Here is a 24814-nt window from a genome sequence, read left to right as displayed (position 1 = left end):
CGCCACTCGATCCCTAGTAGGAGCCGGCTTGCCGGCGAAGAGGCCCTCAAATCCTGTGCAAGGGTCGGGGGTCGATTCGCCGGCAAGCCAGCTCCTGCAGGCCATTCGTGGGTCAGTGGGCTTCGCCGGCCTTGAGGCCCTTGGGCAGGGCCTTGGTCAACAGCACCGCCAGCATGCTGATGCCCAGGGCGATGCCGACAAAATGGAAGGCATCGTTGTAGGCCATGATCTGCGCCTGCTGGTGGGTGATCTCGCTGAGCTTGCCCAGGGCCGCGGTTTCACTGCCGAATTTCTCGGTCAGGGTCGCCAGGCGTTCCGCCACCTGCGGGTTGCTCGGCACCAGCGCCTCGCGCAGGTAGTCGAAATAGGTCTTGGTCCGGGCATCCAGCAGGGTCGCCAGCAAGGCGATGCCGATGGCGCCGCCGAGGTTGCGCAGGATGTTGAACAGGCTCGAAGCCGAGCCGGCATCCTGGGGCTGTATATAAGCCGTGGCGATCAGCGAGATGGTGACCATGATCAGCGGCTGGCCCAGGGCGCGGATGATCTGGATCTGGTTGAACTGCGGTCCGGCGAAGTCCGGGTTGAGCACCCCGGAAGAAAAGCTCGCCAGCCCGAACAGGCCGAACCCCAGGGCGCACAGCCATTTGGGCGAGATGAACTGCATCAGCTTGGGCACCAGGGGAATCAGGAACAACTGCGGTATGCCCATCCACATGATGACTTCGCCGATCTGCAGGGCGTTGTAGTTCTGGATCTGGGCCAGATAAAGCGGCAGCAGGTAGATCGAGCCATACAGGCCAACCCCCATGCCCAGGCTGGAAATGCTCGACAGGCCGAAGTTGCGATTGCGCAGGATGCCCAGGTTGATCAATGGATTGGGCTTGGAAACCTGGACGATGACGAAGGTGATCAGGCTGATCAGGGCGATGCTGCCCAGGGTCACGATCAGGCTCGACTCCAGCCAGTCCTTGCGGTGGCCCTCTTCAAGAAACACCTGCAGGCAGCCCAGGCCCAGGCCGAGGGTGAGGATGCCGGTGTAGTCGGTGCTTTTCAGCAGTTCCCAGTGGGCTTCCTTCTTTTCCAGGCCGTACAGCAGGCCGGCGATCATCAGCAGGCCCGGGGGCACGTTGATGTAGAAGATGTATTCCCAGCCCCAGTTTTCCGTGAGCCAGCCGCCCAGGGTCGGGCCAATGGAGGGGGCGAAGGTGGCGGTCATGGCGAACATGGCCATGCCCTTGGCCCGGTGGTGTTCGGGGAGCTTGATCAGGGTCAGGGTGAAGGCCAGGGGAATCAGCGCGCCGCCGGTAAAGCCCTGCAGGGCGCGGAACACGATCATGCTTTCCAGGCTCCAGGCCATGGAGCAGAGCAGGGAGGCGATCAGGAAACCCACCGACACCCAGGTCGCCAGCCGCCGGGCCGAGAGCAACTGCACCAGCCAGGCGGTGAGGGGGATCATGATGATCTCGGCCACCAGGTAGGAGGTGGAGATCCACGAGCCTTCCTCCAGGGTGGCGGACAGCGCGCCCTGGATGTCCTTGAGCGAAGAGTTGGTGATCTGGATATCGAGCACCGCCATGAAGGCGCCGAGCATGGCGCTCATCACCGCAATCCAGTCGCGTCGCGAGGGTTCTCCTGTCGGACGCAGCAGTTGATCACCGGCCATCGACAGGGTCTTTGACGTTCACTTTGACCGTGACCGACATTCCCGGGCGGATCTTGCCTTGTAGGGGATTGTCGGCAGCAAAGGTCAGTTTTACCGGAATGCGCTGTACCACCTTGGTGAAGTTGCCGGTGGCATTGTCCGGTGGCAGCAGGCTGAACTGCGCCCCTGAGGCGGCGAACAGGCTGTCGACCCTGGCCTGGATCGGGGTGTCGCCGTAGGCGTCGAAGGTCAGCTCGGCCTGTTGCCCGGGTTGCATGTGCCCGATCTGAGTCTCCTTGAAGTTGGCCTGAACCCAGATGTCCTGGTCCGGAACGATCGACAACAGGTAGGCGCCGGCCTGCACCACTTGGCCGCTGCGCGCCGCACGCTGGCCGATGATGCCGCTGATGGGGGCGTGGATTTCGCTGCGGGTCAGGTTCAATTGCGCCTGGGCCAGCTCGGCCTGGGCATTGGCAATCTGTGCGTCGAGGCGCTTGATCTCGGCGTTCAGGGCGTTGACCTGCTGGCGCTGGCCTTGCAGGTCGGCTTCGGCCTTGGCCACCTGGGAGCGGGCGATGTGGTTGTCGGCGGAAAGGGTGGTGACCCGTTCTTCGGACACATAACCGGGCTTGCGCAGGGTCTGGGCCCGGGACAGGTCGATCTGCGAGCGGCCGAGGCTGGCCTGGCTCGATGCCACCTGCGCCTGGCTGGCGGCAATCAGGCTGGCTTGTTGGGTCAGTTTGCTCTGGGCCTGCAGGCGTTCGGCCTCGCGAGTGGCCAGGGCCGCCTGGGCGCGGTCCACCGCCAGCTGGAAGTCCTGGCCTTCCAGGCGTACCAGTAATTGGCCTTTCTCTACGTGTTGGTTGTCCTGGACCAGCACTTCGTCGATCCGTGCGCTCAGTTGACTGGAAACCCGGGTGATTTCGCCCTGGACGTAGGCGTTGTCGGTGGTTTCATAAAAACGCCCGTGGAACCACCAATGGGCGAGGAAGCCCAGGGCGACCAGCAGGACCAGGGACAGGAAAACAAACAGGCGACGCTTGAGTTGGGCAGGCATGGGCAGACTGTAGTCGAGAAAAGTGTAAGGAAATCTATCAGCCGGCGAATCTGGCATATAGCCACTGGGTGGTAAATGCCGCTTGTTGATTATTGGTCATTCAGCGGGCTGGCAGCGGCCTGTAGTCGCAACCTTGGCTTAAATGCCCTCCTTACTGGAGCGGTGCTGGTGTCGCCTGTTACCATTCGCCCCCTGTTTTATTCCTCGTTTTTCTATCTGTTCGAGACCAGCCATGACCACCGTTCGCACGCGCATCGCGCCATCGCCTACCGGGGACCCCCACGTAGGTACCGCTTACATCGCTTTGTTCAACTATTGCTTTGCCAAGCAGCATGGCGGTGAGTTCATCCTGCGTATCGAAGACACCGATCAGTTGCGCTCGACCCGCGAGTCCGAGCAGCAGATTTTCGACGCCTTGCGCTGGTTGGGCATCAACTGGAGCGAAGGCCCGGATGTGGGTGGTCCTCATGGCCCGTACCGTCAGAGCGAGCGTGGTGACATCTACCAGAAGTACGCCCAGCAACTGGTGGACCTGGGTCACGCCTTCCCGTGCTTCTGCACCGCCGAAGAGCTGGACCAGATGCGTGCCGAGCAGATGGCTCGTGGCGAAACCCCGCGTTACGACGGCCGTGCCTTGCTGCTGTCCAAGGAAGAAGTGGCCCGGCGCTTGGCGGCCGGCGAACCGCACGTGATTCGCATGAAGGTGCCGACCGAAGGCGTCTGCGTGGTGCCGGACATGCTGCGCGGCGACGTCGAGATCCCGTGGGATCGCATTGACATGCAAGTGCTGATGAAGACCGACGGCCTGCCGACCTACTTCCTGGCCAACGTGGTCGATGACCACTTGATGGGCATCACCCACGTGTTGCGCGGTGAGGAATGGCTGCCGTCGGCGCCGAAACTGATCCTGCTCTACGAATACTTCGGCTGGGAGCAACCGCAGCTGTGCTACATGCCGCTGCTGCGCAATCCGGACAAGAGCAAGCTGTCCAAGCGCAAGAACCCGACTTCGGTGACCTTCTACGAGCGCATGGGCTTCATGCCCGAGGCCATGCTCAACTACCTGGGGCGCATGGGCTGGTCGATGCCGGACGAGCGCGAGAAGTTCTCGTTGCAGGAAATGGTCGATAACTTCGACCTGTCGCGGGTATCCCTGGGTGGGCCGATCTTCGATATCGAGAAGCTGTCCTGGCTCAATGGCCAGTGGCTGCGGGATCTGCCGGTGGAAGAGTTCGCCAGCCGGGTCCAGACCTGGGCGCTGAATCCCGAGTACCTGATGAAGATCGCGCCGCACGTGCAGGGCCGGGTCGAGACTTTCAGCCAGATCGCACCGTTGGCCGGCTTCTTCTTCGCCGGTGGCGTGACCCCGGATGCCAAGTTGTTCGAATCCAAGAAGCTTTCTGGTGATCAGGTGCGGCAATTGATGCAGCTGATCCTGTGGAAGCTCGAAAGCCTGCGCCAGTGGGAGAAAGACAGCATCACCGCGACCATTCAGGCGGTGGTTGAATCCCTGGAATTGAAACTGCGCGATGCCATGCCGTTGATGTTCGCCGCCATCACCGGTCAGGCCAGCTCGGTATCGGTGCTCGATGCCATGGAGATCCTGGGGCCGGATCTGACGCGTTTCCGTCTGCGTCAGGCCATCGACCTGCTCGGTGGTGTGTCGAAGAAAGAGAACAAGGAATGGGAAAAACTGCTGGGCGCCATCGGCTAAGGCGCCTTTGCGGGACGGTTGCGCCTGGGGCGGCGATCTTTTCGGCTACGCTTGAAGTCCAGGCGCAGACGGTTTGATCGTCGCCCTTGGCGTTTTCTGTCGGCGTGTAACGGAGCTTTTGCGGGAGTCGAGGCGGCTCGGCAAGGCCGCAAAAGCCAGGGTTTTCGGGGCGGGGCGGTAAGTGGTTGTTATCCCGGCAAATTTTTTTTCAAAAAGCGGAAAAAAAATTGACAGCCTTCAGATCCCCCCTTAAGATTCGCCCCGTCCTCAGCGATGAGGGGCTATAGCTCAGCTGGGAGAGCGCTTGCATGGCATGCAAGAGGTCGACGGTTCGATCCCGTCTAGCTCCACCAATTTACAGTTCAAGGCCTGGCCACACCGGCCTTGAATCGATCAGTACTCAGCACTGATCAGTTGTATAGAAGGTTTGTGTCCCCTTCGTCTAGTGGCCTAGGACACCGCCCTTTCACGGCGGTAACAGGGGTTCGAGTCCCCTAGGGGACGCCAGTTTCACACAAGCGATGTTGCAAGATGTCGCTGCGCCGCGAGGCGAAAATCCGGGGCTATAGCTCAGCTGGGAGAGCGCTTGCATGGCATGCAAGAGGTCGACGGTTCGATCCCGTCTAGCTCCACCAATTTACAGTTCAAGGCCTGGCCACACCGGCCTTGAATCGATCGGTACTCAGCACCGATCAGTTGTATAGAAGGGTTTGCGTCCCCTTCGTCTAGTGGCCTAGGACACCGCCCTTTCACGGCGGTAACAGGGGTTCGAGTCCCCTAGGGGACGCCAGTTTCACACAAGCGATGTTGCAAGATGTCGCTGCGCCGCGAGGCGAAAATCCGGGGCTATAGCTCAGCTGGGAGAGCGCTTGCATGGCATGCAAGAGGTCGACGGTTCGATCCCGTCTAGCTCCACCAATTTACAGTTCAAGGCCTGGCCACTCCGGCCTTGAATCGACCAGTACTCAGCGCTGGTCAGCTGTCAGAAGGTTTGTGTCCCCTTCGTCTAGTGGCCTAGGACACCGCCCTTTCACGGCGGTAACAGGGGTTCGAGTCCCCTAGGGGACGCCACGATTACCCGCTCTGCGGGATTTTTAAGGGTCATTCAATTATTGAATGGCCCTTTTGTTTTTCTGGCGCTCAGCCAGCTCCAGCTCTCTCCCTGAACCTGTACTTCTGACCGATGGTTACACTGGCGACTTGCGGAAAATTATTATGGGTATAATATTTTTTCCGTAATATTCGGAGGCAACGATGAACGATAAAAAAGCTCAAACCCGCGAACGTATTCTCCAGGCCGCCAGTTCCGCGCTGATTCAGCGGGGCCCGGCAGAGCCCAGTGTGGGGGAGGTGATGGGCGCGGCCGGGCTGACCGTGGGCGGCTTCTATGCGCACTTTGAGAGCAAGGATGCGTTGATGCTTGAAGCCTTTACCCAGTTGCTCTCCCACCGCCGCGGCTTGCTCGACGAGATGGACTCAAGCCTCAGTGGCGAAGAGCGCCGGGCGCTGACGGCGGCTTTCTACCTGTCGCGCAAGCATCGCGACTCCACGGAGCAGGCCTGCCCGATTCCGGCGTCCGTGGGCGAATTTGGGCGGCTGCCCGAGAGTTTTCGCAAAGCCTTGACTGAACACATGGAGTTGATGGTGGCGCAGTTGGCCACTTGCCCGGAGGACATGGACAAGGCCCTGGCGGACATGGCGTTGATGGTGGGCGGGCTATCCCTGGCGCGGGCCCTGGGCCCGGGGGAGTTGTCCGATCGTTTGTTGCGTGCCGCCAAGTCGGCAATTCTATGACCCGAAGTTCGGTTGCGAGGTAGCGAGAGATGAGCGGATTGAGCTGGATTCGTGGCGTCAATGGCACCCTTGGCTGGGTGGCTCCTCAATGGGCGGCGAATCGGATGCGCCAGCTGTTCATGACGCCTCGCGAGCTGCCGCCGCGGGAATGGGAGCTGCCGCTGCTGGAGCGCGCCGAGCGCCTGACCTTGCGCTTTGGGCTTTCCGCCTTGCGTTGGGGGCAGGGACCAACGGTCATGCTGATGCATGGCTGGGAAGGGCGGCCCACGCAGTTCGCCAGCCTGATCGAGGCGCTGGTGGCGGCCGGTTATACCGCTGTGGCGCTGGATGGTCCGGCCCATGGCCGCTCTCCGGGGGAGGAGGCCAATGTGGTGTTGTTTGCCCGAGCGATGCTGGAGGCCGCGGCAGAGCTGCCGCCGTTGCGGGCGGTGATCGGCCATTCCATGGGCGGTGCCAGTGCCATGCTCGCCGTGCAATTGGGCTTGCGTAGCGAAACCCTGGTCAGTATTGCCGCGCCAGCGCGCATCCTTGGGGTGTTGCGCGGTTTTGCCCGTTTCATGGGCTTGCCGCCCAGGGCGCGCTCGGCCTTCATTCGTCAGGTGGAGGAGAAAGTCGGCATGCGCGCCGCCAGCCTGGATGTGGCCCAGTATCAACTGGACATGCCCGGTCTGATCGTTCACGCGGAGGATGATCGCTTCGTGTCGGTCAAGGAGTCGGAATTGATCCATCAAGCCTGGTTCGACAGTCGCCTGTTGCGCTTGAGCGAAGGCGGTCATCAGCGGGTGCTGGCTGATCCGCGAGTGGTCGAAGCGGTGATGGCTCTGGTCACCGGGCGCCATCTGCAAGCGCGCCAATCTGCCTGAGCATCCGCTACACTGCGCCGGTCAAAAAATCTGACCGGGAGTTGGGCATGAGTTGGGATCTGGCAACGCCATTCGTCATTGATCTGCAGGTGGCGGCCGAAGATATCGATGGTCTGGGGCACGCCAACAATGCGGTTTATGTTTCGTGGCTAGAGCGCTGTGCCTGGCGGCACTCCCAGCGCCTGGGGCTGGATCTGGCGGAGTATCGGCGGCTGGATCGGGCGATGGCCGTGGTGCGACACGAGATCGACTACCTGGCTGCCGCTTACGAAGGGGATGAGTTGCAGCTGGCCACCTGGATCGTCGATTGGGATCAGCGGTTGAAGATGACCCGGCGTTTCCAGCTGGTTCGTCCGAGCGATGGCAGCACCTTGCTGCGGGCGCAGACCACCTTTGTCTGCATCGAGCTGTCCAGCGGCAAGCCCAAGCGCATGCCCGCCGAGTTCCTCGAAGGCTACGGCCCGGCCCTGCAAGGCTCCTGACGCCTGCCCATGCCGGTGTCGGCAGCGGCCTGCCAGCGAAGGCGCCCACCAAGGCTGGTTCGCGCCTCGCCAGCCCCGACAAAACTCCTGCTCAAGGGCGAAACCCAGTAAACTGGCGCCCGTTTTTTCGCCCGTTTTTTTCGTTGAGTGTGTTTCATGCAAATTGCCCTGGCGCCCATGGAAGGGTTGGTCGACAACATTCTGCGGGATGTGTTGACTCGTGTTGGCGGGATCGACTGGTGTGTCACCGAGTTCATCCGCGTCAACGACCGTCTGCTGACGCCTGCCTATTTCCACAAGCTCGCTCCCGAGTTGCTGCGCGGTGCGCACACCGCTGCCGGCGTGCCGTTGCGCGTGCAGTTGCTGGGCTCGGACCCGGTGTGTCTGGCCGAGAACGCTGCGCTGGCCTGTGAGCTGGGCAGTGAGGTCATCGATCTGAACTTCGGTTGCCCGGCCAAGACCGTCAACAAATCCCGGGGCGGGGCAGTGCTGCTCAAGGAGCCGGAGCTGCTGAATCAGATCGTCGAGCATGTGCGGCGGGCGGTGCCGGCCCATATCCCGGTCACGGCAAAGATGCGTCTGGGGTTCGACAGCCCGGACGGTTCGCTGGTGTGCGCGACCGCGTTGGCCGAGGGCGGCGCCGAACATATCGTGGTTCACGCCCGGACCAAGGTCGATGGCTACAAGCCGCCGGCTCACTGGGAGTGGATTCCCCGGGTCCAGGAGGTGGTCAAGGTGCCGGTGTTCGCCAACGGCGATATCTGGAGCGTCGAGGATTGGCGGCGCTGCCGGGAGATAAGTGGCGTCGAGGACATCATGCTCGGCCGTGGCTTGGTTTCGCGTCCTGACCTGGCACGGCAGATCGCCGCTGCCCGGGCGGGCGAGGAGGTGGTGGCCATGTCCTGGGCCGATCTGCAGCCCCTGCTCCAGGACTTCTGGGCCCAGGTGGTGGTGCAACTGACGCCGCGTTCGGCGCCGGGGCGGCTCAAGCAGTGGCTGGCCATGCTGACCCGCAACTACCCGGAGGCGGTGGAGTTGTTTACTGCTCTGCGCCGGGAAACCGACCTGGACCAGGTGGGGCGCCTGTTGGGCATGCCGCGCAGCGAAGCGGCGTAAAAAAATCAAAAAACCACTCTTGAAATGCCAGGGACGATCCCTATCTCTTGGGTACGCGACGCCGAATTCGGGTCGCGGAGATAACCACTCGCTGAAATATCAGGAGATAGACCCATGAGTACTGCATTTTCCCTGGCTCCACTGTTCCGTTCCTCTGTTGGCTTCGACCGTTTCAACGATCTGTTCGAATCGGCGTTGCGCAACGAACCGAGCAGCAGCTATCCACCCTACAACGTTGAAAAACACGCCGACGACCAATACCGCATCGTCATCGCGGCTGCCGGCTTCCAGGAAGAAGACCTGGACCTGCAAGTGGAGAAAGGTGTGTTGACCGTGAGCGGTGGCAAGCGCGACGCCAATGAAAGTGTCACCTACCTGCACCAGGGCATTGCCCAGCGTGCATTCAAGCTGTCCTTCCGTCTGGCCGACCATATCGAGGTCAAGGCCGCGGCCCTGAGCAACGGTCTGTTGAACATCGACCTGCTGCGGGTTGTACCGGAAGAGGCCAAGCCAAAGCGCATCCCGATCAACGGTGCGCAGCAGCCGGCTCTGCAACACTAAGACCGCTGCAAAAGAAGGGCGCCCTGGTGGCGCCCTTTTTCGTGCCTGTCATTTCAGCAGCTTCTTGAATTCGCTCAGAGGCAGCGGCCGGCTGTGCAGGTAGCCCTGGTACAGATGGCAATCCAGTCCCTGGAGGAATTCCAGTTGCTGCGGGGTTTCCACGCCTTCGGCGATGACCTTCAGGTTCAGGCTGCGGGCCATGGCGACGATGGCGCGGATGATTTCCGCATCGTTGGGGTCGTGGGTGGCGTCGCGGACGAAGGACTGGTCGATCTTCAGGGTGTCCACCGGCAGGCGCTTGAGGTAGGTCAGGGATGAGTAGCCGGTGCCGAAGTCATCCATGGCGAAGCTGACGCCGAGTTTTTTCAGGCGGCGCATCTTGCTGATGGTGTCGTCCAGGTTCTGGATCACGATGCCCTCGGTGATTTCCAGCTTGAGCAGCGATGAGGGCAAGGCGTACTCCGTCAGGCTGTGTTCTATTTTCTCGACAAAGTCGGTCTGGCGGAACTGGCGTGGGCTGATATTGACGCACAGACTGAAGTGATAAGGATCCACCAGGCCCTCTTCCATCAGTTGGCTGAAGGCCAGGCAGGCTTCATCGAGAATCCAGGTGCCGACTTCAAGGATCAGCCCGCTGTCCTCCAGGACCTTGATGAATTCGGTCGGTGATTGAGCGCCCAGTTCAGGGTGCTGCCAGCGCACCAGGGCCTCGGCGCCGACGATGCGGTTGTCGCGGGCGTCGACCTGGGGCTGGAAGTGCACGCTGAATTCGCCACGGGACAGGGCCAGGCGCAGGTCGGTTTCCATGCGCAGGCGCTCGCTGGCGGCCTTCTGCATGGTGTTGTGGTACATCTGCGTGGTGTTGCGCCCGGAGTCCTTGGCCCGATAGAGGGCAATGTCGGCGCGCTTGAGCAGGTCGGTGGGGGTCGAGCCGTGATCGGGGATCAGCGCCACGCCGATGCTGGGGGTGACCTGCAGGCGCTGACCGTCGAGGAACATCGGTTCCGACAGCAGTTCGCGCAGGGTTCCCGCCAGGTGCCGCACCTGTTCGCTGACCTCGTTGCGCGAGCCTTCCAGGCCGCTGAGCAGTACCACGAATTCATCGCCGCCCAGGCGCGCCACGGTGTCCTCCATGCGCACGCTGGCTTCCAGCCTGGCGGTGATGATCTTCAGCACGGTGTCGCCCACCGGGTGGCCCAGGGAATCGTTGATGTGCTTGAAGTGGTCCAGGTCGAGGAACAGCAGGGCGCCCCGCAGGTTATGGCGCTTGAGCAGGGCGATCTGCTGGCTCAGGCGGTCCATCAGCAGGGCGCGGTTGGGCAGGTTGGTCAAAGGGTCGTGGTAGGCCAGGTGGCGGATCTGCGCTTGGGCATTCTTCAGCAGGCTGACATCCCGGGCCGTGAGCAGCAGGCATGGGGTTTCATTGAGGGTGATCGGCTCCACCGAAACCTCAAGGGTGAGGATCTCCCCGCGCTTGTTTCGCCCGAGCACTTCCAGGTGATGCACCCGGCCCTTGAGTCTGAGCTCAGTCAGCAGCGTGGCGAGCTGGGCCTCTTCGGCCCAGATGCCAACCTGGTACATGGTGTGGCCGAGCACTTCATCGGTGCGGTAGCCGGTCAGGCGGCAGAAACCGTCGTTGACCTCCAGATAGCGGCCGGTTTCGCGCTCGGTGATGCTGATGGCGTCGGGGCTGGAGTGGAAGGCCTTGGCGAATTTTTCCTCACTGGCCTTGAGCGCGGCTTCGGAGCGTTGTTGCTGGGTGATGTCCCGCAGCGTGGTGACGATGCACGGCTGTTTGTCGACGGTAATCAGGCGGCTGGAAATGATGCAGGTCAGCGAATGGCCGTCCTTGTGGTTGACCATCACCGCCACGTTATTCAGCGCCTGTTCGCGAATCACCCGTTCGATCCGCCGCAGTCGTGGGGCGGGGTCTTCCCAGAAGCCGACCTGCTCGGCGCTGCGGTTGATCACGTCGTCCTGGGTCCAGCCAAAGGTCTGGGTGAAGCTCGAATTGATCTCGATGAACTGGCCGGTTTCCAGCAGGGTCAGGCAGATGGGGTCCGGGCTGACCTGGAACAGACTGGCGAATTTCTCCTCGGAGGTGATCAGGCGCTGTTCGCGCTCCACCTGCTCGGTAATGTCCAGCAGCGTTCCGGCCATGCGCAGGGGGTTGCCCGACTCGTCGCGATAGAGGCGGGCGCGGCTTTCGAGGTAGCGCGAGCTGCCGTCCGCCAGTTGCACCCGGTAGGTCAGCTGGTAGTTGCCCGCCGGGCCCTCGCGCAGGCTGCGATAGGCATCGCGCATGCTGTCGCGCTCTTCGGTGGGCACGCCCTCGAAAAATGCCTCGAAGGATTCGTGGAAGGGCGCCGGCGCCAGGCCGTGCAATTGCGCGGCGCGTGCCGAGCCGTACAGCATGCCGCTGGGAATGTGCCAGTCCCAGGTGCCCAGTTGTGCCGAGTCCAGGGCCAGGTCGAGGCGTTCCTGGCTGTCTTTGAGGGCCTGTTCGGCTCTTTTGCGCTCGCTGGTGTCGAGAAAGGTGCTGAGCAGGTAGGGCTTGCCTTCCAGTTCGATCTTCTGTGCGCTGAGGATGCCGTCGTGGATCTGGCCGTTGCTGGCGCGGAACTGCACTTCGAGGCTGGCGGCCTGGCCTTTCTTCTGTACGGCCTTGATCAGTTGGGCACGCTGCTCGGGATTGACCCACAGGCCGATCTCCAGGGTGGTGCGGCCGATCACATGTTCGGCGGGCCAGCCGAACTGGCTTTCGAAGTACTGGTTGGCCTCGCTGATCAGGCCATCTTCCAGGCGGGTCAGCAGCACCGTGTTGGGGCACAGGTGAAACAGGGTGGCGAAGCGTTTTTCCGAGTTGCTGAGGGCTTCTTCGCGTTGGCGCTGGTGGGTGATCTCGCGGATCACCCCGATCATGCGGGGTTTGCCGTGCTTGTCCGGCAGTACGCTGCCGTTGATTTCCAGCCAGTGCAGGCTGCCGTCGGGCCAGCGGATGCGGTGGTGCATGGCCTGTTCCAGTGGGGCGCCCGCCAGCACCGAATGAAAGGCGCGCACGGTCCTGGCCCGGTCTTCGATGGGCAGCAGGTCAAGGTATTCGAGGTTTTCCGGCAGGGGTTGGCGCGGATCGAAGCCAAACAGCGCCTGGGTGCCCCGTGACCAACTGATCTGCCCGCTTTCAATATCCCAATACCAGGCCCCCAGCCGAGCCCCATTGAGGGCGGCAAGCAGCTGTGGCGCGCTTTCCCAGCTCTGCTCCGACTCCTTTGGGTCGATGGCATGGATACGCGGCATGGGTGGAATACGATCAGCGGGTTTTGGCATGGGGGTCAGGCCTTGAGCTGAGTCATTCGTTTCACGCGGGGTATTCATGGCGGTGCGGCGTGGCACGGGGGCTACCCGGAAAAGCTATGCCGGGTTCCCTGGCCAATCGACTTGTGCATCCAGTAGGGCCATGAAAGCCCGCGCAGCATTCGACAGCGTCCGTTCGGTGTGCAGGATATAGCCTAGCTGGCGTCGCAGCTGTATGCCCGGTAAAGGAATGCGCGCCACCTGATCGTCGAGCATGGTACGCGGCAGCACGCTCCAGGCCAGGCCGATGGACACCATCATCTTTATAGTTTCCAGATAGTTAGTGCTCATGGCGATGTTCGGCGTCAGGCCCTGGGCCTCGAACAAGCGTTGGACAATATGGTGGGTGAAGGTGTTGCCGCCGGGAAACACCGCTGGATGCAAGGCAATATCCGCCAGGCTGACCTGGCCGTTGCTGACCAACGGATGCTCCGGGGCGGCGACGAAATCCAGCGGGTCGTCCCAGACGGCGGCCGCCTTGATCAGGCTGTGGGGCTCCGGCGCCAGGGTGATCACCGCCAGCTCGGCCCGGCCGTGGAGGATTTCCTCGTAGGCCACCTCGGAATCGAGGAATTGAATGTCCAGGGCCACTTGCGGGTAGCGTCGGGTAAAGGCTCGCAGCAGCGGCGGCAGGCGATGCAGGCCGATGTGATGGCTGGTGGCCAGGGTCAGGCGCCCGCTGACTTCGCCGTTGAGGTTGGTCAGGGCGCGGCGGGTGTCGTCCAGCACGTTGATGATCTGATAGGCCCGGGGCAGCAGGGCGCGTCCGGCCTCGGTCAGGCCGACCTCCCGGCCCAGGCGGTCGAACAGCCGCACATTGAGCTGCTGCTCCAGGCCGGCGATGCGTTTGCTGATGGCGGGCTGGGTCAGGTGCAGGCGTTCACCGGCGCCGGAAAAACTACCCGTTTCGGCGATGGCTATAAAGGCGTTGAGGTTGGCCAGGTCCATGGTTGTATTCCAGTTGGTTATCCAAAGCATGAAAAATATGAATTTGAGTTATTTAATCTAACGCCATAGCATCAGCCTCACAAGCCAAGGGGTTATTGATCGGCTCACGATCGGGGCCCGGGGCATAGAAACAAGCTGATGAGGAATGGTCCGATGGCCGGTAAGACGCTTTACGACAAGCTCTGGGATTCGCATTTGGTCAAGCAGCGCGACGATGGTTCGGCGCTGATCTATATCGATCGTCACATCATCCATGAAGTGACCTCGCCACAAGCTTTCGAAGGCCTGCGTCTGGCCGGGCGCAAGCCTTGGCGCATCGATGCCAACATCGCCACCCCGGACCACAACGTACCGACCACCCCCGAGCGCAAGGGTGGGATCGAAGCGATTGCCGACCAGGTTTCCCGTCTTCAGGTACAGACCCTCGATGACAACTGTGACGAATACGGCATTGTCGAATTCAAGATGAACGACGTGCGCCAGGGCATCGTCCACGTCATCGGCCCGGAGCAGGGCGCCACCTTGCCGGGCATGACCGTGGTCTGCGGCGACTCCCACACCTCGACCCACGGCGCTTTCGGCGCTCTGGCTCACGGTATCGGCACCTCCGAGGTGGAGCACGTGCTCGCCACCCAGTGCCTGGTGGCCAAGAAGATGAAGAACATGCTGGTGCGCGTGGAAGGCACCTTGCCTTTCGGTGTGACTGCCAAGGACATCGTCCTGGCGGTTATCGGCAAGATCGGCACCGCCGGCGGCAACGGCCACGCCATCGAGTTCGCCGGCAGCGCGATTCGCGACCTGTCCATCGAAGGCCGCATGACCATCTGCAACATGTCCATCGAAGCCGGTGCCCGTGTGGGCCTGGTGGCGGCGGATGAAAAGACCGTGGCCTACGTCAAGGGTCGTCCATTCGCCCCTAAAGGCGCCGAATGGGACTTGGCCGTCGAGGCCTGGAAGGATCTGGTGTCGGATGCCGACGCCACATTCGACACCGTGGTCGAGCTCGACGCTGCGCAGATCAAGCCGCAGGTCAGCTGGGGCACCTCGCCGGAGATGGTCCTGGCCGTGGATCAGCGCGTGCCGGACCCGGCCAAGGAAATGGACCTGGTCAAGCGCGACTCCATCGTCCGCGCCTTGAAATACATGGGCTTGAGCGCCAACCAGGCGATCACCGACATTCAGTTGGATCGCGTGTTCATCGGCTCCTGCACCAACTCGCGGATCGAAGACTTGCGCGCCGCCGCAGTCATTGCCAAGGGCCGCAAAGTGGCTTCCACCATCAAGCAGGCGATCGTGGTCCCGGGTTCGGGCCTGGTGAAGGCTCAGGCCGAGTCGGAAGGCCTGGACAAGATCTTCCTTGAAGCCGGTTTTGAATGGCGCGAGCCGGGTTGCTCGATGTGCCTGGCGATGAACCCTGACCGCCTGGAGTCCGGCGAGCATTGCGCCTCGACCTCGAACCGCAACTTCGAGGGGCGTCAGGGCGCGGGTGGGCGTACCCACCTGGTGAGCCCGGCCATGGCCGCCGCCGCCGCTGTCAGCGGTCGTTTCGTCGACGTCCGTGAATTGATCTAAGGAGCGCAGCATGAAAGCTTTCACCCAGCACAATGGTTTGGTCGCGCCTTTGGATCGTGCCAACGTCGACACCGATCAGATCATCCCCAAGCAGTTTCTCAAGTCGATCAAGCGCACCGGTTTCGGCCCCAACCTGTTCGATGAGTGGCGCTACCTGGATGTGGGGCAGCCGTACCAGGACAACTCCAAGCGCCCGCTGAACAAGGATTTCGTCCTCAACGCCGAGCGTTACCAGGGCGCCAGTGTGTTGCTGGCGCGGGAAAATTTTGGCTGCGGTTCCAGTCGCGAGCACGCGCCGTGGGCCCTGGAAGAGTACGGTTTTCGCAGCATCATCGCGCCGAGCTATGCCGATATCTTCTTCAACAACAGCTTCAAGAACGGCTTGCTGCCGATCATCCTCAGCGACGCTGAAGTCGACGAGCTGTTCCAGCAGGTCGAAGCCACCCCGGGCTATCAGTTGCATATCGACCTTGAAGCGCAAACCGTGACCCGTCCTGACGGCAAGGTGTTGAAGTTCGAGATCGACGCGTTCCGCAAGCACTGCCTGCTCAACGGTCTTGACGATATCGGCTTGACCTTGCAGGACGGCGACGCCATCGCCGCCTTTGAAGTCAAGCACCGGGCCAGCCAGCCCTGGTTGTTTCGCGACGCCTGATCACCGGCAAACCGGCTCCTGCGGATGTTGTCGTAGGAGCTGGCTTGCCAGCGAATGCCGTTCCCTCGGATCAAAAGGACCTCAGCATGACCAGCAACGCCCACAGTCAGGTGGTACAGAAGCAATTCGGTGAACAGGCCGCGGCCTACCTGAGCAGCGCCGTGCACGCTCAAGGCGCCGAATTCGCCCTGCTACAGGCCGAGGTGGCGGGTCAGGAGCAGGCGCGGGTTCTCGATCTGGGGTGCGGTGCCGGTCATGTCAGCTTCCATGTCGCGCCGCTGGTCAGGGAAGTGGTGGCCTACGACCTCTCCCAACAGATGCTGGACGTGGTGTCGGCAGCCGCACAGGAGCGTAATCTGCACAACATCCGCAGCGTGAAAGGGGCCGCCGAGGGCTTGCCCTTCGCCGACGGTGAGTTCGATTTCGTCTTCAGTCGCTATTCGGCCCATCACTGGAGCGACCTGGGTCTGGCCCTGCGCGAAGTGCGTCGAGTCTTGAAGCCCGGTGGCGTGGCGGCGTTCATCGATGTCTTGTCGCCGGGCAGACCGCTGCTGGACACTTACCTGCAAAGTGTCGAAGTGCTGCGTGATACCAGTCATGTGCGCGATTATTCGGCGGGTGAATGGCTGCGCCAGGTCAGCGAGGCGGGGCTGCATACCCGCAGCACCGTTCGGCAACGGTTGCGTCTGGAGTTCCACTCCTGGGTCGAGCGCATGCGTACTCCCGAGCCGCTGCGGGTGGCGATCCGCGAGCTGCAGCAGGCGATGGGCAATGAAGTGCGCGAATATTTTGAGATTGAGGCCGATGGTTCGTTCAGTACTGATGTACTGGTGCTGTGGGCCGAGCGATAGAACTTTTCCGGTTGTGCCCAGAGGCCGGCCGACAGAACCAACGAGGAACGCATGAGCAAGCAGATTCTGATTCTCCCAGGTGACGGTATTGGTCCGGAAATCATGGCCGAGGCGGTCAAGGTGCTGGAGTTGGCCAACGACAAGTACAGCCTGGGCTTCGAGCTGAGCCACGACGTGATTGGTGGCGCCGCCATCGATAAGCACGGTGTGCCCCTGGCTGACGAAACCCTGGACCGTGCCCGTGCCGCCGATGCCGTGTTGCTGGGCGCAGTGGGCGGGCCGAAGTGGGACAAGATCGAGCGCGACATTCGTCCTGAGCGCGGTCTGCTGAAGATCCGCGCGCAACTGGGCTTGTTCGGCAACCTGCGTCCGGCGATTCTCTACCCGCAACTGGCGGATGCTTCGAGCCTGAAGCCGGAAATCGTTTCTGGTCTGGACATCCTCATCGTTCGCGAGCTGACCGGCGGCATTTACTTCGGCGCCCCTCGTGGTACCCGCGAGCTGGAAAACGGCGAGCGCCAGTCCTACGACACCCTGCCTTACAGCGAGAGTGAAATCCGCCGCATCGCCCGGGTGGGGTTCGACATGGCCCGTGTGCGCGGCAAGAAGCTGTGCTCGGTGGACAAGGCCAACGTCCTGGCCTCCAGCCAGCTGTGGCGTGAAGTGGTCGAGCAAGTCGCCCAGGACTACCCGGATGTCGAGCTGAGCCATATGTATGTCGACAACGCCGCCATGCAACTGGTGCGTGCGCCGAAGCAGTTCGACGTGATCGTCACCGACAACATGTTCGGCGACATTCTTTCCGACGAAGCCTCGATGCTCACCGGCTCCATCGGCATGCTGCCGTCGGCGTCCCTGGACGCCAACAACAAGGGCATGTACGAGCCGTGCCACGGTTCGGCGCCGGACATTGCCGGGCAGGGCATTGCCAACCCGCTGGCGACCATCCTCTCGGTGTCGATGATGCTGCGCTACAGCTTCAACCTGACCGACGCGGCGGACGCCATCGAGCAGGCGGTGAGCCGGGTGCTGGATCAGGGTTTGCGCACTGGCGATATCTGGTCGGCCGGTTGCACCAAAGTCGGTACGCAGGAAATGGGCGATGCAGTAGTCGCCGCGCTGCGGAATCTGTAATCTTTCGGGCCCACTGCATAGACAGTGGCCCACTTTTGTAAAGGTGTAGTTGCGATGAAACGTGTAGGTCTGATCGGTTGGCGCGGTATGGTCGGTTCCGTGCTCATGCAGCGGATGCTGGAAGAGCAGGACTTCGATCTTATTGAACCGGTGTTTTTCACCACTTCCAATGTCGGTGGCCAAGGGCCGTCGGTGGGCAAGGATATTGCTCCGCTGAAGGACGCCTACAGCATTGAAGAGTTGAAAACCCTCGACGTGATTCTGACCTGCCAGGGTGGCGACTACACCAGTGAAGTCTTCCCCAAGCTGCGCGAAGCCGGCTGGCAGGGCTACTGGATCGACGCCGCTTCCAGCCTGCGCATGCAGGATGACGCGGTGATCATCCTCGATCCGGTGAACCGCAAGGTCATCGATCAGCAGCTGGATGCCGGGACCAAGAACTACATCGGCGGCAACTGCACCGTCAGCCTGATGCTGATGGGCCTGGGCGGCCTGTTCGAAGCCGGCTTGGTGGAGTGGATGAGCGCCATGACCTATCAGGCGGCTTCCGGTGCCGGCGCGCAGAACATGCGTGAACTGATCAAGCAGATGGGCGCGACCCATGCGGCGGTCGCCGATGACCTGGCCAACCCGGCCAGCGCCATCCTCGACATCGACCGCAAGGTGGCCGAAGCCATGCGCAGCGATGCCTACCCGACCGAGAACTTCGGCGTGCCGCTGGCCGGCAGCCTGATTCCGTGGATCGACAAGGAACTGCCTAACGGCCAGAGCCGCGAAGAGTGGAAAGCCCAGGCCGAAACCAACAAGATCCTCGGTCGCTTCAAGAACCCGATTCCGGTGGACGGCATTTGCGTGCGCATCGGCGCCATGCGCTGCCACAGCCAGGCGCTGACCATCAAGCTCAACAAGGACGTGCCGATCGCCGATATCGAAGGGCTGATCAGCCAGCACAATCCCTGGGTCAAGTTGGTGCCGAACCAGCGTGACATCAGCATGCAGGAGCTGAGCCCGACCAAGGTCACCGGCACCCTGAACATTCCGGTTGGCCGTCTGCGCAAACTGAACATGGGCTCGCAGTTCCTGGGCGCCTTCACCGTGGGCGACCAGTTGCTGTGGGGCGCGGCCGAACCGCTGCGGCGCATGCTGCGGATCCTCCTGGAGCGTTGATCCACTGAGTGGTTGAAAGAACCCGCGCCCGAGCCAGGACGCGGGTTTTTTTATGCCTCCCTCCCCAGGGGCGGACTGGCCCGCGAAGGGGCTCGTCCCTGCCGCTGGCCCCGGCGAATTGCCTCGTTCCCCCGTGCCGGGTAAAGTGCCGCTCCCCCGTTTCACCTGAGGTAGCGCCATGACTCCATCCTTTGATATTGCCGTGATCGGTGCCACCGGTACCGTTGGCGAAACCCTGGTGCAGGTACTCGAAGAACGCAATTTCCCGATTGCCAACCTGCACCTGCTGGCCAGCAGCGAGTCGGCCGGTCATTCGGTGCCGTTTCGCGGCAAGAACGTGCGTGTGCGTGAAGTCGACGAGTTTGATTTCAGCAAGGTGCAGCTGGCATTTTTTGCCGCAGGTCCAGCGGTAACCCTGAGCTTCGCGCCCCGCGCCACCGCGGCCAATTGCGCAGTGATCGACCTTGCTGGCGCCTTGCCGTCGACCCAGGCGCCCAATGTCGTGCCTGAGGCCAATGCCCAGGTGCTGGCCGGCCTGAAGAAGCCTGTGCAATTGAGCAGTCCGAGTGCCGCGGCCACCGCGTTGGCGGTGGCTCTGGCGCCTTTGCAGGGCTTGCTGGACATCCAGCGGGTGAGCCTGACCGCCAGCCTGGCGATCTCCAGCCAGGGGCGTGAGGCTGTCAGTGAGCTGGCTAGGCAAACTGCGGAGTTGTTGAATGTGCGCCCGCTGGAGCCGCGCTTCTTCGACCGCCAAGTGGCCTTTAATCTGCTGGCCCAGGTGGGCACGCCGGATGCCCAGGGCCATACCCTGCTGGAAAAACGTCTGGTCAGGGAATTGCGTGAAGTGCTGGGGCAGCCTTTATTAAAGATTTCTGTCACTTGCATTCAAGCGCCGGTGTTTTTTGGCGATAGCTATAGCGTGACTCTTCAGTCGGGCACCGATGTCGATCTGGCGGCGGTAAACGCCGCGCTGGAGGCCGCTCCTGGCCTGGAACTGGTGGAAGCCGGTGATTATCCCACCGCTGTGGGTGACGCCGTGGGCCAGGACGTAGTCTATGTGGGGCGGGTTCGTTCCGGCATCGATGATGCGGCGCAACTGAATCTGTGGTTGACCTCGGACAACGTCCGCAAAGGCGCGGCCTTGAACGCTGTGCAACTGGCTGAATTGTTGATAAAAGACCTGCTGTAAAAGATACTTGGCAACAATTTACAGAATGAATCTAGCCGGGCGCTATGCTTGGCAAGTTGCTGGAGGTGAGTGGCCGTCAGGTGCTCCCGGGGCATGCAGAAAATAATCCCGCGCGGTGGTCGTGGCCTCCGCGCAGTGCCTTATGGCAGCCGCTACAAAACCTTCTCGCTGGCCGAGGAACGTTCAAACAAAGGATGAGGCTATGGTTCAAGTTCGCAAACTGGTGTTAGCAATAGCGGCCGCCTCGGCGCTGTCCTCCGGTATGGCGCAGGCGCTTGGGCTTGGGGAGCTGACCCTGAAGTCGAGTCTGAACCAGCCTTTGGTAGCTGAAATCGAATTGCTCGATATCAAGGACCTGACTGCCGCTGAAGTGGTGCCCAGCCTGGCCCCGGCAGAAGAGTTCGCCAAGGCCGGCGTCGATCGTCAGGCCTTTCTCAATGACCTGAGTTTTACCCCCGTTCTCAATCCCGGCGGCAAGAGTGTGCTGCGGGTGACTTCGAGTCAGCCGCTGTCTGAGCCGATGGTCAAGTTCCTGGTGCAGGTGATGTGGCCCAACGGCCGCCTGCTGCGCGATTACAGCGTGCTGCTGGATCCTTCGAAGTTTTCCCCGCAAGCCGCCGCTGCCGCCCAGGCTGCTCCGGTTGCAGGCCCGGCGGTGAATGCCCCGGTTACCCGTGGCAATAAAGCCAGCAAGCCCGCGCAATACAAAACGGCGGCCCGTGACACGCTGTGGGAAATCGCCGCGAAGAATCGCAATGGCGCGTCGATCCAGCAAACCATGCTCGCGATCCAGGCGTTGAACCCGGATGCCTTTATCGACGGCAACATCAATCGATTGAAGGCCGGCAAGGTCCTGCGTCTGCCTGACGTAGTGCAGAGCACAGCGTTGGCGCAGCCCAAGGCCATTGCCGAAGTGGCCGCGCAAAACGCAGCCTGGCGTCAGGGGCGTCGTGCCGGTGCCCGCAGTCAGCAGCAGGTGGACGCCACCCGTCGTGCCGGTGCCGACAAGGCGCCCAAGCAGGTCAACACCAAGGACAACTTGAGTCTGGTCTCGGCGGAAAGCGGCAAGGCGCGAGGCAAGGGTGCGGCAGGCGACAGCAAGGCGCTGAACAACAAGCTGGCGGTGACTCAGGAAAGTCTCGACGCGACCCGTCGTGACAACGCCGAGCTCAAGGAGCGCATGGCGGATCTGCAGAGTCAGCTGGACAAGCTGCAGCGTCTGATCGAGCTGAAGAACAACCAGTTGGCCAAGCTGCAGGCCGAGGGCGCGGCGCCGGCTGCTCAGCCCGCACCGGCGATGCCGGCCGAGCTGGTGGCCAAGCCTGAGGCGGCGGCCCCGGTGGTGGCTCCCGTGGTTCCTGCGGCGCCTGTCAGCGAACCGGCTGCCGCTCCGGCAGTGGATGAGGCGGCCAAGAGCGATGAAGACAAATATGGCGACCTGCTGACCAATCCGATCCTGCTGGGACTGGTAGGTGGCGGGGCGGTCGTGGCCGTGCTGTTGCTGTTGCTGTTGCTTGCGCGTCGTCGCAAGGCCCAGCAGGAAGCGGAAAAGCACCTGCGCATGGCCCGGGCCTTGTCCGAGGAAAGCAATGACTTCACCGAGGAGCTGGAATTGCCGGAAGGCAGTTTCGAAGGCCTTGAAGTTCCACCGCCAAGCGTCAAGCTGGCTCCAGCTCCAGCTCCAGCTCCAGCTCCAGCTCCAGCTCCAGCTCCAGCTCCAGCACCGGCTCCGGTGGTGGCGCCCATCCCGGCGGCGCCGGTGGAGCGAGCCACGGACGTGCTGGGGCAGGCACAGAATCATATCGACGCTGGCCGCCTGAACCAGGCAGCAGCGCTGCTCGAAGAGGCGGTCAAGCTGGAGCCGCAGCGCAGTGATCTGCGCCTCAAGTTGATGGAGGTCTACGCGCATCAGGGTGATCGCAGCGCCTTCGTCGCCGAGGAGCGGCAACTGGTGGCCAATGGCGATAACCATGCTCAGGTCGAGCAACTCAAAAGCCGTTTCCCGGCGATGGTTGCAGTGGCTGCAGCTGCCGGTCTGGCGACGGCCGCTGTTGCCGCGGAGCTGGATGCCCAGTACGTCAAGGAGCTGCTGGACGAGCCGCAGGCGCCTGAGCCTGCTGCGCCTGTCGAAGGGCTGGATGCGGATTTCGACCTGAGCCTGGACGATCTTGAGGCGGCTTCGCCTGCGGTCGTGGCGTCCGAGCCGTCCGAGCCGGCGATCGAGCTGGAAGATTTCCCGCTGGATGATGACCTGAGTTTCGGCTCGGTCCTGGAGCAGCAGACCGCCGCTCAGGAAAGCCTGGATGATCTTGGCGACTTCGATCTGGACCTGGGGGCTGATTTGCCCGCAGCGACCCAGAACGATGAGGATTTCCTGCTGAGCCTTGAGGACGACCTCAAGGATGTGCCGGCCGGCGATGTGCCCACCGTTACGGAGGCGGCTCTGGACGATCTGGACTTGTCCGCTGACTTCGATCTGTCCCTGGCCGATGAGATGGATGCGGCCAGCGAACCCAAGGATGCGTTCGCTTCCGAGCTGGATGATGTCAACGCGGAGCTGGATCGTCTGGCTCAGAGTCTGGATCAGCCTGAGCCGGCCGGGCCGAGTTTCACGGCTGAAGATGCAGCGGCGGCGCCTGAGGAGGCCGACTTCGACTTCCTTTCCGGCAGCGATGAAGTGGCCACCAAGCTCGATCTGGCCCAGGCCTACATCGATATGGGTGACAACGACGGCGCGCGGGACATCCTTGGCGAAGTGCTCAGCGAAGGCAGTGAAGGGCAGAAGAGTGAAGCCCAGGAAATGCTGGCGCGACTGGCCTGAAGCCGGATCCCGCTTGACCAGAACGGCAGCCGATGAGGCTGCCGTTTTTGTTGGTGCCGATTTTTCGGGGTGCTCGCATTGGCGCGCTTTGCCCGGGCGGGGCGTTGCTCTCTTCGCGCGGGCCTGAACCAGGCGGGGCAATTAAATGGCGATCGCTGCGCTCAATCTTCAACTAAACCGTGGCCGTGCATGGCGTCTGCACCCGGCAGCCTTATAATGAGCGCCTTTGCGCATATCAGCAGGCTGTAAGTTCTTGGCAAACATAGATAACCCGGCCGCCGAAATGGCAGCCGAAGGCTTTTCCCGCATTGCTCTGGGTGTTGAATACAAGGGGTCGCGCTATCGCGGTTGGCAGCGCCAGGCTTCTGGCGTGCCCAGCGTCCAGGAAACTCTGGAGAAGGCCTTGTCCCGGGTCGCGGACTCTCCGGTGCTGGTGTCCTGTGCGGGGCGCACTGATGCCGGTGTGCATGCCTGTGGTCAGGTGGTGCATTTCGACACCCAGGCCGTGCGTTCGATGAAGGCGTGGGTCATGGGGGCCAATATCAACCTGCCCCATGACATCAGCGTCAGTTGGGCCCAGGAAATGCCCGCGCATTTCCATGCGCGGTTCAAGGCCATCGCCCGGCGCTATCGCTATGTGATCTACAACGACCAGATCCGTCCGGCCCATCTCAATGAAGAAGTCACCTGGAATCACCGGCCCCTGGACACCGAGCGCATGGCCCAGGCCGCGCAGTTCCTGCTGGGTACCCATGATTTCAGCGCCTTTCGGGCCGGGCAGTGCCAGGCCAAGTCGCCGATCAAGGAGATTCATCACCTGCGGGTGACCCGGCACGGCAAGATGATCGTCCTGGATATTCGTGCCAGTGCCTTCCTGCATCACATGGTGCGCAACATTGCCGGGGTCTTGATGACCATTGGCGCCGGCGAGCGCCCGGTGGAGTGGGCGCGGGAAGTGCTGGAGAGTCGGGTTCGTCGCGCGGGCGGGGTCACTGCTCATCCTTTTGGCCTGTACCTGGTTCAGGTCGAGTACAAGGACGAGTTTGCGCTGCCGGAGCGCTATATCGGGCCACATTTCCTCACCGGTTGGCCTGAACTTGACGGCTGACGCCCGGAAAAGCATTTGCTACCATCCGGAACTTTCCGAATTTGCCCCCGAGGTTCACACGACATGTCAGCTGTTCGCAGCAAGATTTGCGGGATTACCCGCATAGAAGACGCGTTGGCGGCCGTGGCGGCGGGGGCCGACGCTATCGGTCTGGTGTTCTATGCCAAAAGTCCGCGGGCCGTGTCTGTGCAGCAGGCGCGGGCGATCATTGCCGCCTTGCCGCCGTTCGTGACCACGGTCGGGCTGTTCGTCAATGCCAGTCGCTGCGAGCTGGGGGAGATCCTCGATGCGGTGCCGCTGGATCTGCTGCAGTTTCACGGCGATGAGTCGGCGGCTGATTGCGATGGCTATCACCGTCCCTATATCAAGGCGCTGCGAGTCAAGGCTGGAGATGATATTGCCGCGGCCTGCCGGGCATACCCGCACGCCAGTGGGATTTTGCTGGACACCTATGTCGAGGGCGTGCCGGGGGGAACTGGCGAGGCTTTTGACTGGTCCCTGGTTCCGCGGGAAGTGAGCAAGCCGATCATCCTGGCTGGCGGCCTCAATGCAGAGAATGTTGCCCAGGCCATTGCCCAGGTTCGTCCTTATGCGGTGGATGTCAGTGGCGGAGTCGAGCAGGGCAAGGGCATCAAGGATCCGGCCAAGATTCAGGCATTTATGCAGGCCGTGCGTCGCAGCAGTGGGTCGATGTGACGGCTGGCAGTCTGCCGCCGTCCATAACACCACTGTACAAAACAGGCAGGCGTCGCCTTAAGGCGGTGCCGGAATCGAGTGGCAACCGCT

19 protein-coding genes and 6 tRNA genes are annotated in these 24814 nt (G+C 62.2%); 21 read left to right on the top strand and 4 right to left on the bottom strand.

Going from position 1 to position 24814, the window contains the following annotated elements; all coding sequences use genetic code 11:
* Positions 1-112 precede the first annotated feature (112 nt).
* Positions 113-1603, bottom strand: coding sequence for an MDR family MFS transporter (locus GGI48_RS04835; RefSeq protein WP_179601926.1), 1491 nt, complete (start codon positions 1601-1603; stop codon positions 113-115).
* A 49-nt stretch (positions 1604-1652) separates the two neighbouring features.
* Entirely contained in the window at positions 1653-2699 is a 1047-nt protein-coding gene (locus tag GGI48_RS04830; protein WP_179597272.1) for an HlyD family secretion protein, read from the bottom strand.
* Between the two features lie 232 nt (positions 2700-2931).
* Between GGI48_RS04830 and gltX the strand changes: the two genes are divergently transcribed.
* The 12 genes from gltX (at position 2932) to GGI48_RS04770 (ending at position 9229) form a co-directional block, all read left to right on the top strand.
* On the top strand, positions 2932-4413 hold the full coding sequence (gene gltX / locus GGI48_RS04825) for a glutamate--tRNA ligase (protein WP_179597270.1): 1482 nt from the start codon (positions 2932-2934) through the stop codon (positions 4411-4413).
* 277 nt (positions 4414-4690) lie between these two features.
* Positions 4691-4766 (top strand) — tRNA-Ala (locus tag GGI48_RS04820).
* A 78-nt stretch (positions 4767-4844) separates the two neighbouring features.
* Positions 4845-4920: transfer RNA gene (locus GGI48_RS04815), tRNA-Glu, on the top strand.
* Between the two features lie 52 nt (positions 4921-4972).
* Positions 4973-5048 (top strand) — tRNA-Ala (locus tag GGI48_RS04810).
* A gap of 79 nt (positions 5049-5127) precedes the next feature.
* Positions 5128-5203, top strand: a tRNA-Glu gene (locus GGI48_RS04805).
* Between the two features lie 52 nt (positions 5204-5255).
* Positions 5256-5331 (top strand) — tRNA-Ala (locus tag GGI48_RS04800).
* Positions 5332-5408: 77 nt separating this feature from the next.
* A tRNA-Glu gene (locus GGI48_RS04795) sits at positions 5409-5484 on the top strand.
* Positions 5485-5667: 183 nt separating this feature from the next.
* Positions 5668-6207 (top strand): TetR/AcrR family transcriptional regulator, encoded by a 540-nt coding sequence (locus tag GGI48_RS04790; RefSeq protein WP_179597268.1) that lies wholly within the window; start codon positions 5668-5670, stop codon positions 6205-6207.
* 29 nt (positions 6208-6236) lie between these two features.
* Complete coding sequence (locus GGI48_RS04785; RefSeq protein WP_016967971.1) at positions 6237-7070, top strand: alpha/beta fold hydrolase; 834 nt, start codon at positions 6237-6239, stop codon at positions 7068-7070.
* 47 nt (positions 7071-7117) lie between these two features.
* A complete protein-coding gene (locus GGI48_RS04780) occupies positions 7118-7552 on the top strand; it encodes an acyl-CoA thioesterase (protein ID WP_016967972.1) in 435 nt (144 codons plus the stop codon).
* Positions 7553-7708: 156 nt separating this feature from the next.
* Positions 7709-8668 carry a tRNA-dihydrouridine synthase gene (locus GGI48_RS04775; RefSeq protein ID WP_179597266.1) on the top strand — a complete coding sequence of 320 codons (960 nt, stop codon included), beginning with the start codon at positions 7709-7711 and terminating at the stop codon, positions 8666-8668.
* 114 nt (positions 8669-8782) lie between these two features.
* A complete protein-coding gene (locus GGI48_RS04770; protein WP_179597264.1) occupies positions 8783-9229 on the top strand; it encodes an Hsp20 family protein in 447 nt (148 codons plus the stop codon).
* A gap of 48 nt (positions 9230-9277) precedes the next feature.
* Here GGI48_RS04770 and GGI48_RS04765 read toward each other — a convergent pair whose 3' ends face one another.
* Positions 9278-12556 carry an EAL domain-containing protein gene (locus tag GGI48_RS04765; RefSeq protein ID WP_179597262.1) on the bottom strand — a complete coding sequence of 1093 codons (3279 nt, stop codon included), beginning with the start codon at positions 12554-12556 and terminating at the stop codon, positions 9278-9280.
* A gap of 84 nt (positions 12557-12640) precedes the next feature.
* On the bottom strand, positions 12641-13531 hold the full coding sequence (locus tag GGI48_RS04760; RefSeq protein ID WP_016967981.1) for a LysR family transcriptional regulator: 891 nt from the start codon (positions 13529-13531) through the stop codon (positions 12641-12643).
* Positions 13532-13684: 153 nt separating this feature from the next.
* On the opposite strand from GGI48_RS04760, the gene leuC reads away from it, so the two are divergent.
* From leuC to GGI48_RS04715, 9 genes are all read left to right on the top strand, one after another.
* The gene (leuC, locus tag GGI48_RS04755; RefSeq protein ID WP_047303110.1) at positions 13685-15103 is read left to right on the top strand and encodes a 3-isopropylmalate dehydratase large subunit; all 1419 of its coding nucleotides are present in this window, start codon (positions 13685-13687) and stop codon (positions 15101-15103) included.
* Positions 15104-15113: 10 nt separating this feature from the next.
* Complete coding sequence (leuD, locus tag GGI48_RS04750; protein ID WP_179597260.1) at positions 15114-15758, top strand: 3-isopropylmalate dehydratase small subunit; 645 nt, start codon at positions 15114-15116, stop codon at positions 15756-15758.
* Positions 15759-15844: 86 nt separating this feature from the next.
* The gene (locus GGI48_RS04745) at positions 15845-16609 is read left to right on the top strand and encodes a class I SAM-dependent methyltransferase (RefSeq protein WP_179597258.1); all 765 of its coding nucleotides are present in this window, start codon (positions 15845-15847) and stop codon (positions 16607-16609) included.
* A gap of 51 nt (positions 16610-16660) precedes the next feature.
* Positions 16661-17743, top strand: a complete 1083-nt coding sequence (gene leuB / locus GGI48_RS04740; protein ID WP_110723107.1) for a 3-isopropylmalate dehydrogenase — start codon at positions 16661-16663, stop codon at positions 17741-17743.
* Between the two features lie 54 nt (positions 17744-17797).
* Entirely contained in the window at positions 17798-18910 is a 1113-nt protein-coding gene (gene asd / locus GGI48_RS04735) for an aspartate-semialdehyde dehydrogenase (protein WP_047303115.1), read from the top strand.
* A 178-nt stretch (positions 18911-19088) separates the two neighbouring features.
* Entirely contained in the window at positions 19089-20099 is a 1011-nt protein-coding gene (locus GGI48_RS04730; protein ID WP_179597256.1) for an aspartate-semialdehyde dehydrogenase, read from the top strand.
* A 202-nt stretch (positions 20100-20301) separates the two neighbouring features.
* A complete protein-coding gene (locus GGI48_RS04725; RefSeq protein WP_179597254.1) occupies positions 20302-22920 on the top strand; it encodes a FimV family protein in 2619 nt (872 codons plus the stop codon).
* 283 nt (positions 22921-23203) lie between these two features.
* Entirely contained in the window at positions 23204-24028 is an 825-nt protein-coding gene (truA, locus tag GGI48_RS04720) for a tRNA pseudouridine(38-40) synthase TruA (RefSeq protein ID WP_016967995.1), read from the top strand.
* Between the two features lie 63 nt (positions 24029-24091).
* Positions 24092-24724: a phosphoribosylanthranilate isomerase gene (locus tag GGI48_RS04715; protein ID WP_179597252.1), complete on the top strand. Its 633-nt coding sequence runs from the start codon at positions 24092-24094 to the stop codon at positions 24722-24724.
* Positions 24725-24814 lie beyond the last annotated feature (90 nt).

Source organism: Pseudomonas protegens, assembly GCF_013407925.2.
GTDB classification, from domain to species: domain Bacteria; phylum Pseudomonadota; class Gammaproteobacteria; order Pseudomonadales; family Pseudomonadaceae; genus Aquipseudomonas; species Aquipseudomonas fluorescens_AP.
Note: the sequence above shows the minus strand (reverse complement) of the source record. Positions and strands in the feature narration are given on the sequence as shown.